The following is a 16614-nucleotide window of genomic DNA, read 5'->3' as shown; positions in this document are numbered from 1 at the left end:
TTCGCTTTTGCTTCTTTTATTTCTTCATTCTTTATTCTACAGTTATATGCAACTTCACATAGAGTTGGTATTACATAAATAGGATTTCTAAAACTGGTATCAACTTTTTGCGTGAGTTCTCCTTTTTCAACTTTAACCAAGTTGTTCCTGGTGTTAGCGATGGTGATATATAGATCAATTCCATAATCGATCGCTCCCATTGCTAAGGAGGTACACATGGTTTTGGTTCCCCCTGTGTAGTCTGCGAGAATTTCAGCGTCGGGGTTTTCTTGTTTTAATTTGCGAATGCATTCTGTAACGCGGATATAGCATTCCGATAATAGATCTGGGTTGGAGATGGAGATTAGATCGCGTTCGGGTTGGAATTTATCTCCTAAACCAACTTGGGTGGGAATATTTGGTAATTTTTCAATAATTTCATGTCCCCGTCGCACTTCGCAGGGATATCCTTCACCAATTACTTGGGATTTACTACCTCTTTCTCCATCGGAAGCGATAAATATAACTCTGTCTGGTTGTAAGCTGCGGATTGAGGTGACGATGGGTTGGAATGAACCACCAACTGTGACTAACAGGATTTTGGACATAGGGGGAAATACAAGAGCGAACAGTTATTTATGTTATACCCCTAGTAATTATAGATATCCATCTTTCTTGCGATCGCGCTGTGGGTAAAGCTATTGGTTTGATAAGGGATGGTCGTATTAGCAAGGGATGGAAGATTAGCAACGGATGAGATTACTCGAAACGATAAAAGTATTTTAATAACTTGCAATAACCTCATATAGACCAAAATTCCACCTTGAAATAAATGATGCTGTTGGCGAATAGAAAGGGGGTTTAACCCATCAGTCCTAAACTGTATTAATTTCCTGGGTTTGAGTACCTTGAAATGAATTTAGAATTTTAGCCCACAATTTATTGCGGGGTATAAAAGCAACGCAAAATTAAGGCTTTGAGGACAAGGGGTTTAACCTTGTGCTAATTGACCAACAGCATCATTTATTCCAAGGCGGATCGTTGGGTTATTAGTTGAGTTGGAGGTGTAATTTATCAGTTGTTTCGCTATGGAATTTCTCTTGAGGTTTTCATCCCCGTTGAGGGGAAGTGGTTTGGAAAGAGTTCACTCTTGGAAGCTTTGCTGTGAGCGGGTTTGAGATACCCTAATCGACACCAGTCTGAGAAATGAGAAAAATTTCCCAAAAATTAGTCGATTTTGCAGCCTGGAAACCTTGCTCCATAAGGCAGATGTCGCAGTAGCGACACGCTTCGCTAACGACACCAGTCAACGAGATTATAGGGTTTTCAAGGTTTTGGGGAGTGCTGTCGACGACGCTCAACACGCTGCCATTAAAGTACACTACACATGACAAATTATCAAGAATAAAATATAAAAATAAACATTTAGTAACGGATGGAAGATTAGCAACGGATGGGATTATTCAAACGAGTAAAAGTATTGATAACGGATGGAACAGATAGATAATCCGTTTTTGCAATATTCACCACACGAGTAAACCCATCCGTTGCTAGTTACCCACTAGTTCTCTTAACCTAATGTTCCTGTTTGAAATATCTTTTTGGCTTCTCTTTGATAATTTTTAGCTTGATTAATAGCATCGGAATCCCTTGTTACTTTTTTCCCTTCTTCTAAAAGTGCATGGGCAATACTATTTCTAACTGGATTTACTTTAAAATATAATTGAGCGAGTTTACTACTTTTATTTTCCAATTGCGTTAGAAATTGTTTCATTTCGCTTCGTTCGTTTTTATCCCTGATATCTCTATCATTGATTTCGCAAACATAGGTAACGATCGCTTCTGCTAGGGTGATATATCCTGTAGCATAACGTTTGTTTTCAAAATACCATCCGGCTAAGTTAAGTTGATATTCTGATTCCGGGACAGATGAAGAACGGGTAAATTGATTGACAAATTTTTCGAGAGTATTTTTCAGATATTTGAAGGGTCCAGTAATAATTGAATTTTGTAAGGAATTTTTTAAAGTAGAACTTTTTTGTTGAATCGCACTAACATAATTTATATTGATTGCATTAGAGAGTTGTTCGATTTGAGTTGCTAATTGTTGTTCGTTCTGAGATTTGAGCAATTGAGCAATTAAACTTCCATCTCCATAACTCTGTAAACTATATGCACCTTTAATCCAGGAAGTCATATCAAATAAAGGTTTTAAGTCTACTACAGGTGTGTATTTCAACTCAGATGTCACATCTAACATTCCGTAGTAGACTCCTGCAATTTTGATGTTTTTCTCTGATGCTAAGTCTCTGAGAAATGTAACGGTTAGAAATAGAAACAATGATAGCGAGCGAAATGAATGGGTGATATCGAGATAAATTTCATCACCTGGTTTGAGGAAACTGACAATTTCCAAAATCTTGTCAAAGTTTAACCATAATTCTTGTTCGTCAAGTCCATATTTGATGGAAATGCATTTCGAATGTTCTCCTAATAATGTTTCGAGAGGTGATAGGTCGAGAGAGGTTAGTTCGCTTTCATGGGTTACGGTATCAATCGTTGAGGCTAGTTTGTACCAGTAATCATCATCTTGTGGAACAGAATTTTTTTTACAAAAGAAGCTATATACTTCCTCCCACATGGATTTGACTGTACCTATGAATATAATGCCATCCAAATCAAAGTGCTCGTAAAGTACAGAAGCCATAAATGTACTTTTAGGATATGATTTATTTTCTATTTGATAGCAAGTTGTTCTGTATTCTCTGTCAGGTTTGTCCTGATTCTTAAATCTTCCTCCTACTCCCAAAGACGAAATTAGAATTTTAGCCATAGTAAATAGGTTCCTTAAGTCGCAATTTAATTAACAAAAAATTACTCATACTATTGTTGATTCGTAGGGGCGCACCGACGTGCGCCCTGTGATGGTATATTGTTTTGGTTAGAATATTTTTGATTAGAATTTGGTTGGAATTTGGTTTAAATATTTTTGGGTTGGACAAATGTTTCTTTGAAAATGCATTGTCATTGATTTGCGATCGCTGCAGATTTCATCCTTGTCTGTCCCATTCCCAAACGAGTTTTCATCCCGGTACCAGCAAATTCACTATAGTGAACTAATAAGTTTGCGACATTTGCAAGTAATTCATCAGCACTGTTGAAGACTTGTAAAGAAACATCTCCGATAAACCCACTGACGTAACCTTTATGTAATTGCAAACTTCTGGTTTGAATTTTGTGATGTTTAAGGATTACAGCTTGGTTTAAATAGGCGATTAATTCATTACTTCCTAGATAGACGGGTGCAAAATCATTCCAACGATCTAACCAACTGCGAAACATGGAACTTGGTATGGGAAGGGGTAAACTTGCTTTTCCCTGTGCGAATCCTGTGGGTGTAATAAATTTGAGGTCAAATCGTCGGACCGGTTCTGGTTCGTTTGCGACTAAGGTTGTATATAGTTCTTCGTAGCTAGTGATGTTATCTTCGCGGTTAATGACGTTGAATTTTGCCCCGAGAAATTCTAGAGTTGGTGATAATTCCAGAGATGAAATAGCTTTGGCTTGACTTTCGCTCTCCCTGTTGATAGAAAGCTTTTGCTAGTGCTTCCGAATCGGGAAGATATATTTTTCTGGATGTTTGTACGTATTCAAAGGGGTTAAGTCGGGAAACTGATGAACCAATAGACCTGTCCATAAATTAAATTTGCAGAAAGATAGAATGTAAAATTTTATATTTTATAGAAAAAAGCCTATGGAATATAACTTTGAAATCTTTTACAACATAAGAAATAATATCCATGCTTAAAATTTGAAAATCCTATCTTTTTTCTCTAAACTATCATCANGTAATATGGGTGCAGTTAAACGGATGCTTTTGGATTCGTATACCTTGGGTTTGGGGATTGGGTTTGCGTTAGTCAACGCTACTTGCGTTATCGCTGAATTGAGAGAATTAGTCATATTAGTGAAACCATAAGAATATTGATATTGAAGGTATTACATTATTCCAAAATCTTTGTAGAGACGTAGCATGCTACGTCTCTACACCCGAATTCATATGTCATTGAGCAATATCTTTAATTTTTATTGGTAATGTCAAACTAATCCCACTACGATAAACGGGGTGAAATTTATATTTTCCACCATCTATTAATTGTGATGGGGTGACATCTACAAGTTTTCCTTGCGGTTGCTCTGAGAAAACCGAACCTTCTGTAAACATGCGCACCATTTTACGTCGCAGATTAACATCACCGATCCAACCACCACGTTCTTGGATCTCATAAGCTGCATTTTCGATAAAATTTTCGGTGATGGGAGAATCCCAGAATAAACTAATGAGGGTGTTGTGAGTTCCTGGAGATTTTATTACCTTGTCCCAGGGTTCAGGAAGTCGATCTAACCATTCGATTGTAAATCTTCCCGCACCACTGGAACGTTCTCCACCTAATCCTTCTTCTCCTAGTAGTTCTAAAGCTGCTTTGAGTTCTTTTTCTAATTTTTCATCTTTTTGGGGGAAGTTAAGGAGAAAATATAAACCAGAAATTTCATTTTCCCATTGGAATTGCACTAAACCTGTATGGAAAAAATTGGTTGCTGCGGTTATCCGATCTACTGCAATTTTCGGATGTTTATTAATCTCATAGGTTTTACCATAATCAAACATTCCGGATTTATTTAAATTACCATCAGTCTGCTTGTTTTTGGTTTTCTCTGTTAATTCATCCTTATCTTTACTTGTAAATCCTTCACCTTGGTACCATCTTCGCCAAATTTCCAAGGGTAGATATTTTTGTTTTTTGTAGGTTTTAAAAAAATCTAAGTCGTTTTCTGGATAATTGATGGGAAATTCCATCGGACGGGGAAGATAATAAGTTGTTTTTGGTTCTGTTGTTTTTCCTTCTGTTTGACGATAGATAAAGGTTGAACTGATTTTTACTGCTGGAGATTCTTGATTTGAATTTTTTGCATATTTTGAATATTTGGGAAACCTTTCTAGTAATTCTTCAACTTTAGCTTTACCAAATAAACGTGCATAGTTACTAACCCAAGCACTAAATAAAGTATCCGATTGTACTCTTTCAGCAGTTTCTTCCATACCGATTCCCAACCGACCAAAGTGAACTGGGTTACGTCCAAAGTTGAGCTTAACTAGTTTCCAACTACTCATGATTTACTCCTCATTTGTAGATGGTAAACGTTTATTGATTTCGCTGCTTAGGTTACCGAAGTTATCTAGCAAAGCTGTTGTATCACCAGCGGTTTGAATTGGTTTGTTGAAATCCGAACCGCTTTGTGTAATATCTTGATATTGTTTTAGATTGCGATAGAACAAACCAAAGTTCTGAAATCTGATTTTTCCGTAACCTCGGGAACCATGTCCCCCCAACGCGTCATCTTCTAAAATTGCTAGTGCGATCGCAATATTTTTCAGATCTTCAACTGCTTGGTTTTTATCTTCGACGGTGTAAACCAATTCAAAGTTAAATACAGAACCTGCTGGAACCCGTTCTAATTGTCTAGGGTTTGCTGCTGCTGTTACTCTATCGATACCGTTTTCAAACTTCCACTCGGTCATATAAAGACCTGTGTCAATTTCTTTGAGTTTTTTTGCAGATTCTTCGACTAAGTGACAATCTCGCACTATTAAACGCGCTGTTGCATTGCGTCCCCGATCTACTAAGATATATTCTTGATTTTCGATAGTTTTTCTGGGAATTTTATTTTTTTCTTCTTCTTGTGCATCATCTTTTACCAATCCTTGTGCGATCGCGACATCTGTTTTCATCCAAAATTTAGAACCACCGGTAGAACCAAATAAACGACTGACCTGACAGGTTCGCGCACCTTCGTAGGGAATTAATAACCCATCTATATTTGTATATCCGTCTTCTAAATCGTCACTTTCATAACGGTAAGTTCCACTTCCACCGGTTCGATTGAGAGGTTTATTTAATAATCTTTCTAAAGTCGAACGTAATTTACCTTTAATAGAAGAACCTGGTAAATAAGGATATTTAGTAATTGGGTCGCGAATTACCGGTTTATCAATTCCACCGATATCTAAAGTTTCTCCACCACCACCAATATGTAAACCTGTTTCAACATTAATATTGCTGGTAATGCGAATTTTACCAAGTAATGGTTTTTGTGTTAATGATGCTGGCAAAATTTATTTTCCTCCTTCTGCTTTGTGATAAGCAATGATTGATTCAATTAATTGCACTAATCGTTCAAAATCTTCTTTGTCACGAACCACATCGATCGCAACTGACATGACATCATTTAAAGGTTTTGCAGCTCTTTGTCTTGCAGCAGCGTATGCTAGTTTTGGTTTTAATAAAACTACTTCTGTTTCAATTTTGGAAAAATCTCCAGTTTCAGCTAGCTCTGCTTTCAAACGATTAATTGCGTCCAAAAATTTACGAATCTGGTTGGTTTCTAATCTTTGTAGTTTCAGGTAAGGACCAAATTTTTCCGCGTGTTCTACTAATTCACGAATCGGATAAGTTTTTAAACCCTCTTTCAAACTTTCAATTTTACTTTTAATTAACTTGACGATATTTTCATCCTGCTGGCTATTATGTTGAGAATCAGATTTTCTCTGACTTGTATTAACTGATTGATTTATTTTTTTTGCTGATTCTCGCGATACAGATGGTGGATTTGGTTTAATTGGTTTCGACATAGTTAAGAACGGTTAAGTAATTCAATCCAAGTTGCGATCGCGCGAAAGTAAGGTGCATTATAGGGACTTTTCAAAGATGTCCGAAAGTCTTCGTTACTCAAAACATTATTAGGTAACCTCGCAAGGGTATAAGCTACTTTAGGTAGGTGTAGAAAATAACGAGTTCCCATAATTTCTTCATTTATTTGTTTTTCATTTATTTTTTCTGCTTTTTTCTTACTTTCTATTTTGCGATTTTCAATTTTCTTTAAAGCTTCCTCTTGAACTTGAGCAGTAATTAGTAGATTTCTCACAAAGTTACGGGAATAGTTAAGTCCTATTTCCTGCTGCTCTAATATCTCTACAAATGGTAAAATACCTAGCAAACTTGGTTTAGTTTTTGAATTCAGATAATCTTTAGTATCAGTTTCAATCGTAGTAATATCTACTATCCCCAGCCATTCGCTCCACTTGAAAGTTTGACCAAACAAACCTAAACTATCTTTACCATTACCTTTTGCTGCTTCTTCTGCATGACCTGAGGTTTTTGCAGCTTGATAAAGGGGAAACTTCGCATCAGCAATACTGATTCCCCCCGACAAAGTGATATCTGGATTATTTCCGGTGTAAGCGCGGAAGCATTGGTAAACGTCAAAACCAAATTCCACAACTTCATTCCAAGCACCACTGACAAATAAGTCATCTCCTCCAGCGTAGATAAACAGTAGATTTAAACGGTTATCTTGCGGGGTCAATTGTTTAAAGTTTTTTGGGGGTATATTTGTATTTCTGAATTCCGCTAAGCTGTTGAGATACACTTTGAAAAAGTAACTCATCTGACGTGAAAGTCCAGCTATTCTAGCTAAAGTTTTCTTTTGACCCAAACCCTCAGCAAAGATTAGTCCCAAATTATCGACATCCATGCGCAGGTATCCAACTCGATCAATACCTTTAGCTTTTTCTGTCATTTCGTTAGCACGCATGATAGAACCTTTCTCCTCATCACTTTCTTGGGAATAGTTTCCCAACAACAAAGGAGTAGGTTTTCGTAGAGGAGTAAATTTATAATGCTCTATATTCCAATCATTTACTAGTAAAGCTGTGTCATTATCTGGAACTATTTGTCTCCACCTGCGAAATAGATGGTAATAGACATTTTTTGCACAGCGTTTGTCAGTCGCGGGAAGTTCAAAAGCAAGCGTGTCGAACTTATCTTTTAGATTTTTACTTTGGGAGCGCACTATTGCTTCAAGCTTTAATAATTGTCCTCCCAACTGAAACATTTCGCGACAAATACCGCAAGCAAGCACCGAATCGGGTTCGTTTTTGTTGAGGGGTTTTAAGTTTTCCACATCATCTCGATGACAAACCTTACAAGGTTCGTGACTATCGCTTACTTGAATAAAATCAGTAATATTTTCTGCAAACTTGCGAGATTTTTGTTCTGCTAATTGTTTGGTAATATCTGACCAATGCTGAGCAAATTTTTCAGTTTTAATATCACTTTGGGGAAATTCTAAGCGATCGAGTGCGAGAAAAACTTTACCTTGGAATCGACTTAAAAGCCATTTATTAAATTGCTGACGTATTTCTTCTATATCATTTTTAACTGAATCAATAGCAGGAGCTAATATATATATGTTTCCCCCACCTGCATAAATTACATTGGTTCGGGGTAGTTTTAACTTTTCTAAAATCTGCTGGACAACTTGTTCTGTAACTAGTTCTAAATAAAAGCTACGAGCGCGCAAAGACTTTAAAGCACCGTCAGAAGATATAGTATAGATAAAATTTTGAATACCTGATAAATCACCTGCAATTAAACATAGTTCTTTAGGATCGGGATTATTCACTAAAGCAGCAGCAACAGCAGCTTTACTTTTAGCAATATCTACCAACGCGACATCATCCGAGTCACCAAAGCTGATGAAAGAACCATATTTTTCTAAAATCAAAGTCAACAAAGACAGATTATTTAAATCTTTGTCATCTAACCCATCTAAAGTTTGTTTAATTTCATTCTGTAACTTCCTCAAGTCATCAGACGAAGGTTTTGTTTCGGTCGGATAAGGAATTCGAGGATTTACATCTGCAATAAAATCTGGTTTCCAATAAAATTGTTTTTTACCTTCATTTTTCGACAGCGTCACTGAGTCAAATAGCGATCGCAACACTTCTGGTTTTTTACCAGTATTCCAAGGTTCTTTTAGATCTGATGTTTTTTTTGGTTTTTTCTCTTTTAATTTCGAGTTCGTCCATTCCGCTAAAACCCAAATAGCTTGTTGGATGACTTCCAAAGCTTTTTGTTCAGCATTTGGTTCAGCATTTGTACTTGATTGATTCATACACTTTAAACAGCGATTTAAATCTATATATGATTATGCAATGCTGATGGAAAAGGCTATTTCCTATTTAATTAAAGATTATTTTATTCGTATTTTTTTGAAAAAATAGCTTATCAAATTGATATTACTTACCTATTATACGCACACATTTTTATATTTTAGGAGAGAAGAAAATTGATATCTTAGCTTTTTTTTGTATAAAAATATGATTTTTTGATTATTTACCCTTTGCGTTAGCATAGCGTCATAACGTGTCCGCAGGACATATACATCGCTATCGCTTTTCCAAAAGGAAACGCAATACCTACGGTACGCTTCCGCTAAGCGCTAACGTAATGACGCAATTATGCTAATTTTGCGTAAGTCCTAAATGTTTTACTTATTTAGTTTCATCCTCGGACTAAAGCTCTGGGGTTTTCTCCATAACTTTTATAAACTCAATTTACTAAAGTAAATCTACCAAGGTAAACGACTACCATCCCAAGAGAAAAACTCCCCACTATCTTCCTTACCCAAATTATTAATCACCGCAAATAATTGATTTACCGTCCGCTCCACTGAAAAAAGCTTTTCTGGTGGAACATTTCTTTGAAACGGTTCGGAAAGACGCGTATCAGTCGTCCCTGGATGTAAAGTAACAACTATAGTATTAGGGCTTTTACGTCCATATTCGATCGCAACGGTACGCATAAACATATTAAGCGCAGCTTTAGAAGCCCGGTAACCATACCAACCACCCAATCTATTGTCGCCAATACTACCAATTTTAGCCGAGATACAAGCAAATATACTTTGGGAATCGTGGCGAAATAAAGGTAAAAGATGTTTTGCAAGTAAAGCCGAACTAATACTATTTACTTGAAAGTAACGCAACAAGTTTTCTGAGTTAAGTTGTCTGAGACTTTTTTCTGGTTGTAACTTTCCGTCATGGAGTAAACCGACACAGTTAACAACTAAATGTAATTTATCAGTTGACTCGCTAATAAATTTGATACCTTCAGTAATCTGTTGTTCGTCCGTAACATCCATCGACAGACAAATTAACCGTTGGGGATATTTTTCTGCAAAAGCAATTAGTTCGGAAGCAGAATTGCGGTCGCGATAGGTAGCGTAAATTTTTCCATACTCTTGATTTTCAAGTAATTTACTCACAAAACCAAAGCCAATACCTCTATTTGCACCAACAATTAAGGTATTGGCATTATTGATATTATTGATTACGGACATTATGGGGGATTAGAAATTTGCTATTCAGGTAAATGTGAGTAACAGCGGTAATTATAAGTCTGAAGAATTATAAATTTTGAGAATTACAAATTTGGAAAATTAAAAATGTGGGATATTATCCATTAATTTATCCAAACCGCCGATAGTTGCAATGATACCGCAAAATATGGCCAATAACGAGCTACCAATTATTCCTTGAACCAAAGAAATTGGAACATGAAAATAAGCCGAATAAGACCAAGCGATCGCAGCTAAGAAAAGTCCCACAGCTAAACCAGATAAAAAGCGTTTCATAGAATTTATCTTCCTTGTGTTTTAAGTTTGAAGACCCTAATTGGAACTTGTTGTTTCCTTGCAAATATATAATTCAGTTATAGTTGCTAAATTAACCTTCAAACTCAAACAACTACTTTACGCATTCTTCACCCCAAATTCCTCCCAATGCTGACGCAAAGACTTACGTCGAGCACGCGCATACGGCGAACACTACGTTAACGCTTCCGCTAACGGGGGAGGTTAGGAGAGGGTTCCTCCCTCGGGGGAGGTTAGGAGGGGGTTTATATCTCGGGGGAGGTTAGGAGGGGGTTTATATCTTGGCGTTATGAAAGAGATTGGAATTGAAAACTATTCCCAATCCCCATATGCCGCTTGCGGCGGCACGCAGTGCTTATGGCTAACGCCACGCTTCCGCTAACGCAAATCCCTAATCCCTAATCCTGTACATTAACCAACAAAGCAACAGGAAACTTTTGCAAAATATCCCGGATCCACAAAGTATCTTCACCCTCGACCGTCTGTCCAGTAATAATATCTCGCCAGACGGGAGTAGAATCTGCAGGTGGTATAATGCGAGTTTCTTGCCAAACCTGTTCCCCGAACGGATATTCACCTTCTCCAATTAAGGATGATAGTAATCGAGGTGCGATCGCAATTATTTTTTGTTCTGGTAATTCCCTTGCAAAACCGACAATATGGGTTTTCAAACTTCCTGCGACGGTGAGTTTTTCGTATCCTCCCCTTTGGAATACATCCAAATATTCTTTTCTCGCTTGCAGGAGTTTGTAAATTAGAAACAGTTTGATTTTCCCATTTTCAGGGTTTTGTAACAATTCGGCAATTAAACCGTCCGAGTCAGACTCGCTTCTGGTTTTGATTTCTTCTAAATATTTTTGTCTACTCTGGAAATCTACCGGACGTCGGTTATCTGGATCTACTAAACTCAGATCCCAAAGCTCCGTTCCTTGGTAAAAATCAGGTAATCCGGGAACTGTTACTTTCAGCAATGTTTGGGAAAGAGAGTTCAAAATCCCATAATGTTGAATTTTTCGCTGAAACGGAAGAAAAGCTTGGAGAAAGGGATTATCTTCCGTATCTTTTAGAACTCTTTGAGCAAATTGAGTAAATGCATCTTCATAGACGCTATCGGGTTTCAACCACGCTGTATGAACCTTTGCTTCGCGAATTGCTTTGATAACATACTCCTTAATCCGTTCCACAAAAGTTGGATATTCATCCTTTTCAAAGGGAAATGCACCAATTAGGGTTTGGTAGAAAAAGTATTCATCGTTAGGTGTAGGTACATCCCTTCCACTAACACATTCTTTTTCACCTGCATTAATCTCGCGCCATTCTTTCAGATGCTTTTCCCATTCTTGAGGGATTTCAGACAGCACATTTATTCTTGCTCTCACATCTTCGCCGCGTTTGGTGTCGTGAGTTGCAGTAGCATTCATGACATGGGGCCATTGGCCAGAACGCTCTTGGTTATAATGATGAAAATCTTCCAAGGAGATCCCAAAGTGCTCGGGATGGGAACCTACCTCGTTAAGGGAAAGTAAGCGATTATAAATGTAAAGAACAGTATCTTCTACTCCCTTCGCCATTAGAGGTCCGGTAAACTGTTGCAAGCGCATTAAAAAATGCAACCACTGATTTTGGTCTTCTTCTGTTAGGTTTTCGTCAAACTCCAGAAGTAAGAATTTTTCGATAAAAGCTAGTTCGTTTAAAAAGTTGGGAATATTTTTTTTCGCTTGGTTTATCACTTGTCCCATATATTCCCGGTCTGACGAACTTGCACCATTACTATCGATGTAAGTCCGATAAACGGGAAATAATGCCATAATTTCTACCAATGCGGCTTTTAAACCGTACATGGTAAAGTCACTAGCATAGCGATAGCGGTAGGAAATCTGCTTCAATAAATGTGCTAAATTATCAATATCTCCAGCTAAATGTTTCCCAATAATTAATCTTTTGTTTTCGTCAATTAATTGTTGGGGAGAAACGGCTTTTTTGATAAATGCTTGATAAATAGCATTAAATTCGTCTTCAGAAGACTGCTGACAGAAAATATTATTCACTTGATTGAGAAAATCATATCCTGTTGTCCCTTGAATCGGCCAGTTTAATGGTAATTCTTCTTGAGGTTCTAAGATTTTCTCTACTACCAAGTATACCTCTGGTACTTTTTCCCTCAAACGATTGAGATATTGAGCTGGATCATAAAGACCATCAATATGATCAATTCTCAAACCGGTAACTTTTTTCTCTTCAACCAGCTGAAATATTAGCGCGTGGGTAGTATCAAAAACTTTTTCTTCTTCTATCCTTAGTGATATTAAATCATTAACCGTAAAGAAACGTCGATAATTTAATTCTTCGTTACCTACTTTCCAATAAGATAGTCGGAAAAATTGTTCTCCCAACAAGCTTTCTAAAAGATTAAAACTTTCCGGATTTCCTGATTCGCCATTAAATACTTTAATATTTTCTTCAATAAATTGCTTGACATCTGGAGAATCATTCCACAGTTCCCACAGCATCCGTTTTACAAAGCTAATTTGATTGTAACGTTCTCTAGCTTCGTCTCCAGATGCAACGTATTTTAAAGCATAAAGTACGCCTAATAATTTTATATAAGCGGGATGCTCCCTTCCTAATTTTTTCCGCAAACGTTCTAAATCGTAGGTAAAAACCTGACTGTAAGATTCAATGCGGATTGGATACTTGAGACCGTAATAGTTAATCGTTAAACCACTTTGCTCGTACTGTAGTTGTAGCTCTCCGGATTCAAGACAATCACCATAAAATTTACCTAAGAAAGGTGCTAGAACTCTACCTCGAATATCTTCATAGGGATGATTCCAATCAATATCGAAAAAACCATGGTACTGGGAGTCAGAACCATTTTCTAAAACATCCACAAGTATATGATTTTGACAATCAAATGCCATATGATTGGGAACTATATCTTGCACCCAGCCAATATTATGCAACTGTAATTCTTCGATTAGTTTCTCAAAGCTTTCCATTCCTCCCAATTCTGGATTTATACTGTTGGTATCGACAGTATCATAACCATGAGTACTACCTTTTCTCGGTGTTAAAATTGGTGAGGCGTAGACCTCGGAAATTCCCAAAGCAGCTAAATAAGAAGCTATATCATTGGTTTGCGCAAAACCAAATTCAGGGTTAAATTGTATCCGATAAGTCGCAACAGGTATTTGCATCATAGCAATTTAAAACCACAAGGATAAGTTATTTTTTCTTGGTAATTTGTAATTAGGTAATTGGTGATTAGGTAATTGTTAATCGGTAATAGGTAATTAGGTAATTGGTAATTAGGTAATTGGTAATTAATAACTTATTACTCCTTATTTGTTATTTATTTTGTTTCCGATTTATTTTCGTCCACTTACTAATTCCTAATCTTCAATTCCTAATCTTCAATTACTAATCTCCAATTCCTAATCTTCTAATTTGTGTAAACTACGACGCTATGAGGATTTAATGAAATTTTCTGATTTTTCACTTGTTTGTCTTGTTTATTCAACTTTTGTGGAATATTAGAACCCTCCCCACCCCACTTGGATTCAGCCGAATCTAACAATTTTTCCCAATTACCTTCGGGTAAATTAGTAGAAATTTCTGTAACAGAACTATCAAAATTAATCCAACAGACAACTTGATTTTCGCCTTCCCAGCGTCGCAAACACAACACCTTTTCCGGTTCTACAATCGATACTTCTAATTGTTTGCAATCAAGTTTCGCAAGTGCAGGATTTTGTCTGCGCAGCTGTAGTAATTTCTGGTAAAACTGCCATAATATTTTGTGTTTACCTTGACGATGTAAATCCCAATTCAGACGTGATCGCTTGAAAGTTTCTTCCGCTTGGGGATCTGGTGCTTCTCCTTCAGCATGAAAGGCTGCAAACTCATTTTTCCGACCCTCCCGTACAGCTTCAATTAAGCCCGGATCCCCATGACTGACAAAGTAAAGAAATGGTGCAGTCTCACCATATTCCTCACCCATAAACAACATGGGAACAAAAGGAGAAAGTAAAACAACAGCAGCTGCAATTTTCTGGGCTTCAAAGGAAATTAAACCTGTTAAGCGATCACCCAACATTCGATTTCCTACTTGATCGTGATTTTGAGCGCAAACGACGAATTGTGAAGCCTTACAGTCACTGGGAACGTTACCGTGGTATCTTTGGCGGAATTCAGAATAATCCCACGTATAAACATAGCCACAACAATAGATTTTGGCTAATTGCTCTAATTTGCCGAAGTCTGCATAATACCCCTGATTTTCCTTTGTTAATAGGGTGTGTAAAATATGGTGGAAGTCATCACTCCATTGAGCATCAACACCGTAACCTCCAACCTCTTGAGAGCGAATAATTCTAGGATCGTTAAGATCGCTTTCGGCGATCAAATAATATTTGCGTCCCTGGTCCTGAGAGTATTTTGTAACAGCTTCAGCCATTTCTTGCAAGATATGCTTAGCCCCACAGTCGTAAATTGCATGAACCGCGTCTAAGCGTAAAGCATCAATATGATAATCGTTAAGCCAGTACAGAACATTCTCTACAAAATAATTACGAACTCCGTCACTATGAGCATCATCATAATTGATGGCACTACCCCAAGGAGTTTTGTATTTATCGGTAAAGTAAGTTTGCAATCCCCACAAATAATTACCTTCCGGCCCAAGATGATTGTAAACTACATCAAGAATTACTGCTATTCCTTGTTGGTGGCAAGCATCAACTAATTGCTTTAAGCCGTTAACACCACCATAGGAATTTTGGACCGCGTAGGGGAAAACGCCATCATATCCCCAATTACGTTCTCCTGGGAACTGTGCAACAGGCATAATTTCAATTGCATTGACACCCAGTTCCCGGAGATAGGAAAGTTTTTCAATAATCGCAGTAAAGGTACCTTCTGAAGTAAAGGTTCCCACATGTAATTCGTAAATTACCATTTCTTTAACGGGAATGCCTTTCCAGTCTCGGTCATTCCAAGTGAAAGCATTGCTATCTAATACTTCAGAAGGTCCATGAACACCTTTTGGTTGAGAGTTAGAAGCTGGATCGGCTCGGTCTTCACCATCAATTTGGTAAAAGTAAAGAGTTCCTGGTTCAACACCTGCGACTTCACCTTCCCAATAACCCCTTTCTGTTCGCTCCAAAGAAACTATTTTTTCTTGTGGGGTAAGTAAGTGAACTGCAACTTCTTTAAAAAGTGGTGCCCACAGAGTAAATTTACAAATATTATTGCCTAAGTATTGAGAACCGATACGCATATAAAAAGTGTTTGTAAGGGTGTTTACTAGATATTATTCCCTGAATTGGGGTAAATAAATTTTGAGTGTAAGGTTATATATTTGTCTTACTTTTCCTTCTATATTATCGACTATTTGTGCTACTAACTTGTAAATAGTAATTTGTAAGTGGTGGTGGTAGAATTCATCTAAGTATAGTTTAGAACTAAAATCGAATTTATTATTAACTAAATTTATCTCCACTGACTTCTATCTCAAGATCTAAACATTTAGATTATTGCTGGTAATATGGCTCTAGTCTAGAAATATTAGTAATAAATGTGATGCATAATTAAATAACATTTTCAGAGATATGGCTTGCAGATGCAGCTATAATTTTGATTAGTGACAAGTCCATTCTGTAGAAAAATTCCCAAACCCAGTGATGCAAGATAAAACTATTAGAGAATTTTTACTTCTATAAATTATTTGTGATTGCGATCTACCCCTTCAGATTAGCTATTTGGAAATTATGGGCTCCCCCTCGAGAAAGAAATTACAGCTAAACAAAGACACAAATATGAAACGATCTAAAAAATTAGCTTTTAGAAAACTGGCTTAATTTATAGTTCTTTATATGATGCAGATACAATTATTCTTAAAATGAAGCAATCCTTGAAATCAAGGAATAAGGAATAGTGAAAAGATACTTGAGTAGATAAAGATATTACAACAACAAAATTTTAATTACTCACCCTAAATTATTTCTTCAATTACACATAATTACGAAAAAATTACACTTCATGCTTTCATTTCATAATCTTATAAAACCTCTATGGTTTACT

The 16614-nt window shown here is 36.8% G+C and carries 13 protein-coding genes and 1 pseudogene; 1 reads left to right on the top strand and 13 read right to left on the bottom strand.

The annotated features are described in order from the left end of the window. Positions 1-86: 86 nt before the first annotated feature. The 4 genes and pseudogenes from BC008_RS06500 to cas6 all read right to left on the bottom strand — a co-directional run. Positions 87-587: pseudogene (locus BC008_RS06500) on the bottom strand (hypothetical protein); the annotation flags it as partial. A gap of 41 nt (positions 588-628) precedes the next feature. After that, positions 629-784, bottom strand: coding sequence for a hypothetical protein (locus tag BC008_RS49285; RefSeq protein WP_161938083.1), 156 nt, complete (start codon positions 782-784; stop codon positions 629-631). A 765-nt stretch (positions 785-1549) separates the two neighbouring features. Continuing rightward, the gene (csx2, locus tag BC008_RS06495; protein WP_027846819.1) at positions 1550-2812 is read right to left on the bottom strand and encodes a TIGR02221 family CRISPR-associated protein; all 1263 of its coding nucleotides are present in this window, start codon (positions 2810-2812) and stop codon (positions 1550-1552) included. A 191-nt stretch (positions 2813-3003) separates the two neighbouring features. Further along, positions 3004-3333 carry a CRISPR system precrRNA processing endoribonuclease RAMP protein Cas6 gene (gene cas6, locus BC008_RS51185; RefSeq protein ID WP_235595805.1) on the bottom strand — a complete coding sequence of 110 codons (330 nt, stop codon included), beginning with the start codon at positions 3331-3333 and terminating at the stop codon, positions 3004-3006. Between cas6 and BC008_RS52040 the strand changes: the two genes are divergently transcribed. Beyond that, positions 3320-3451: a hypothetical protein gene (locus tag BC008_RS52040; RefSeq protein WP_268768203.1), complete on the top strand. Its 132-nt coding sequence runs from the start codon at positions 3320-3322 to the stop codon at positions 3449-3451. The genes cas6 and BC008_RS52040 overlap by 14 nt on opposite strands. Positions 3452-3472: 21 nt before the next feature. On the opposite strand, the gene BC008_RS50360 is transcribed toward BC008_RS52040, so the two are convergent. From BC008_RS50360 to treZ, 9 genes are all read right to left on the bottom strand, one after another. Continuing rightward, positions 3473-3676: a hypothetical protein gene (locus BC008_RS50360; RefSeq protein WP_082650500.1), complete on the bottom strand. Its 204-nt coding sequence runs from the start codon at positions 3674-3676 to the stop codon at positions 3473-3475. Positions 3677-4042: 366 nt separating this feature from the next. After that, positions 4043-5152 (bottom strand): type III-A CRISPR-associated RAMP protein Csm4, encoded by a 1110-nt coding sequence (gene csm4 / locus BC008_RS06485; RefSeq protein ID WP_027843066.1) that lies wholly within the window; start codon positions 5150-5152, stop codon positions 4043-4045. A 3-nt stretch (positions 5153-5155) separates the two neighbouring features. Next, complete coding sequence (gene csm3 / locus BC008_RS06480; RefSeq protein WP_027843067.1) at positions 5156-6151, bottom strand: type III-A CRISPR-associated RAMP protein Csm3; 996 nt, start codon at positions 6149-6151, stop codon at positions 5156-5158. Between the two features lie 3 nt (positions 6152-6154). Beyond that, positions 6155-6670, bottom strand: a complete 516-nt coding sequence (csm2, locus tag BC008_RS06475; RefSeq protein WP_027843068.1) for a type III-A CRISPR-associated protein Csm2 — start codon at positions 6668-6670, stop codon at positions 6155-6157. A 2-nt stretch (positions 6671-6672) separates the two neighbouring features. Further along, positions 6673-8994: a type III-A CRISPR-associated protein Cas10/Csm1 gene (gene cas10 / locus BC008_RS06470; RefSeq protein ID WP_036265288.1), complete on the bottom strand. Its 2322-nt coding sequence runs from the start codon at positions 8992-8994 to the stop codon at positions 6673-6675. A 456-nt stretch (positions 8995-9450) separates the two neighbouring features. Then, complete coding sequence (locus BC008_RS06465; protein ID WP_027843070.1) at positions 9451-10221, bottom strand: SDR family NAD(P)-dependent oxidoreductase; 771 nt, start codon at positions 10219-10221, stop codon at positions 9451-9453. Between the two features lie 99 nt (positions 10222-10320). Beyond that, positions 10321-10515, bottom strand: coding sequence for a hypothetical protein (locus tag BC008_RS06460; RefSeq protein WP_058183344.1), 195 nt, complete (start codon positions 10513-10515; stop codon positions 10321-10323). A 416-nt stretch (positions 10516-10931) separates the two neighbouring features. Continuing rightward, positions 10932-13730 carry a malto-oligosyltrehalose synthase gene (gene treY, locus BC008_RS06455; protein ID WP_027843072.1) on the bottom strand — a complete coding sequence of 933 codons (2799 nt, stop codon included), beginning with the start codon at positions 13728-13730 and terminating at the stop codon, positions 10932-10934. Between the two features lie 245 nt (positions 13731-13975). Then, positions 13976-15811, bottom strand: coding sequence for a malto-oligosyltrehalose trehalohydrolase (treZ, locus tag BC008_RS06450; RefSeq protein WP_027843073.1), 1836 nt, complete (start codon positions 15809-15811; stop codon positions 13976-13978). Positions 15812-16614: the final 803 nt, after the last annotated feature.

The sequence above is a fragment of the Mastigocoleus testarum BC008 genome (assembly GCF_001456025.1).
GTDB classification, from domain to species: Bacteria; Cyanobacteriota; Cyanobacteriia; order Cyanobacteriales; family Nostocaceae; genus Mastigocoleus; species Mastigocoleus testarum.
This window is presented reverse-complemented; position numbering and strand designations above follow the sequence as displayed.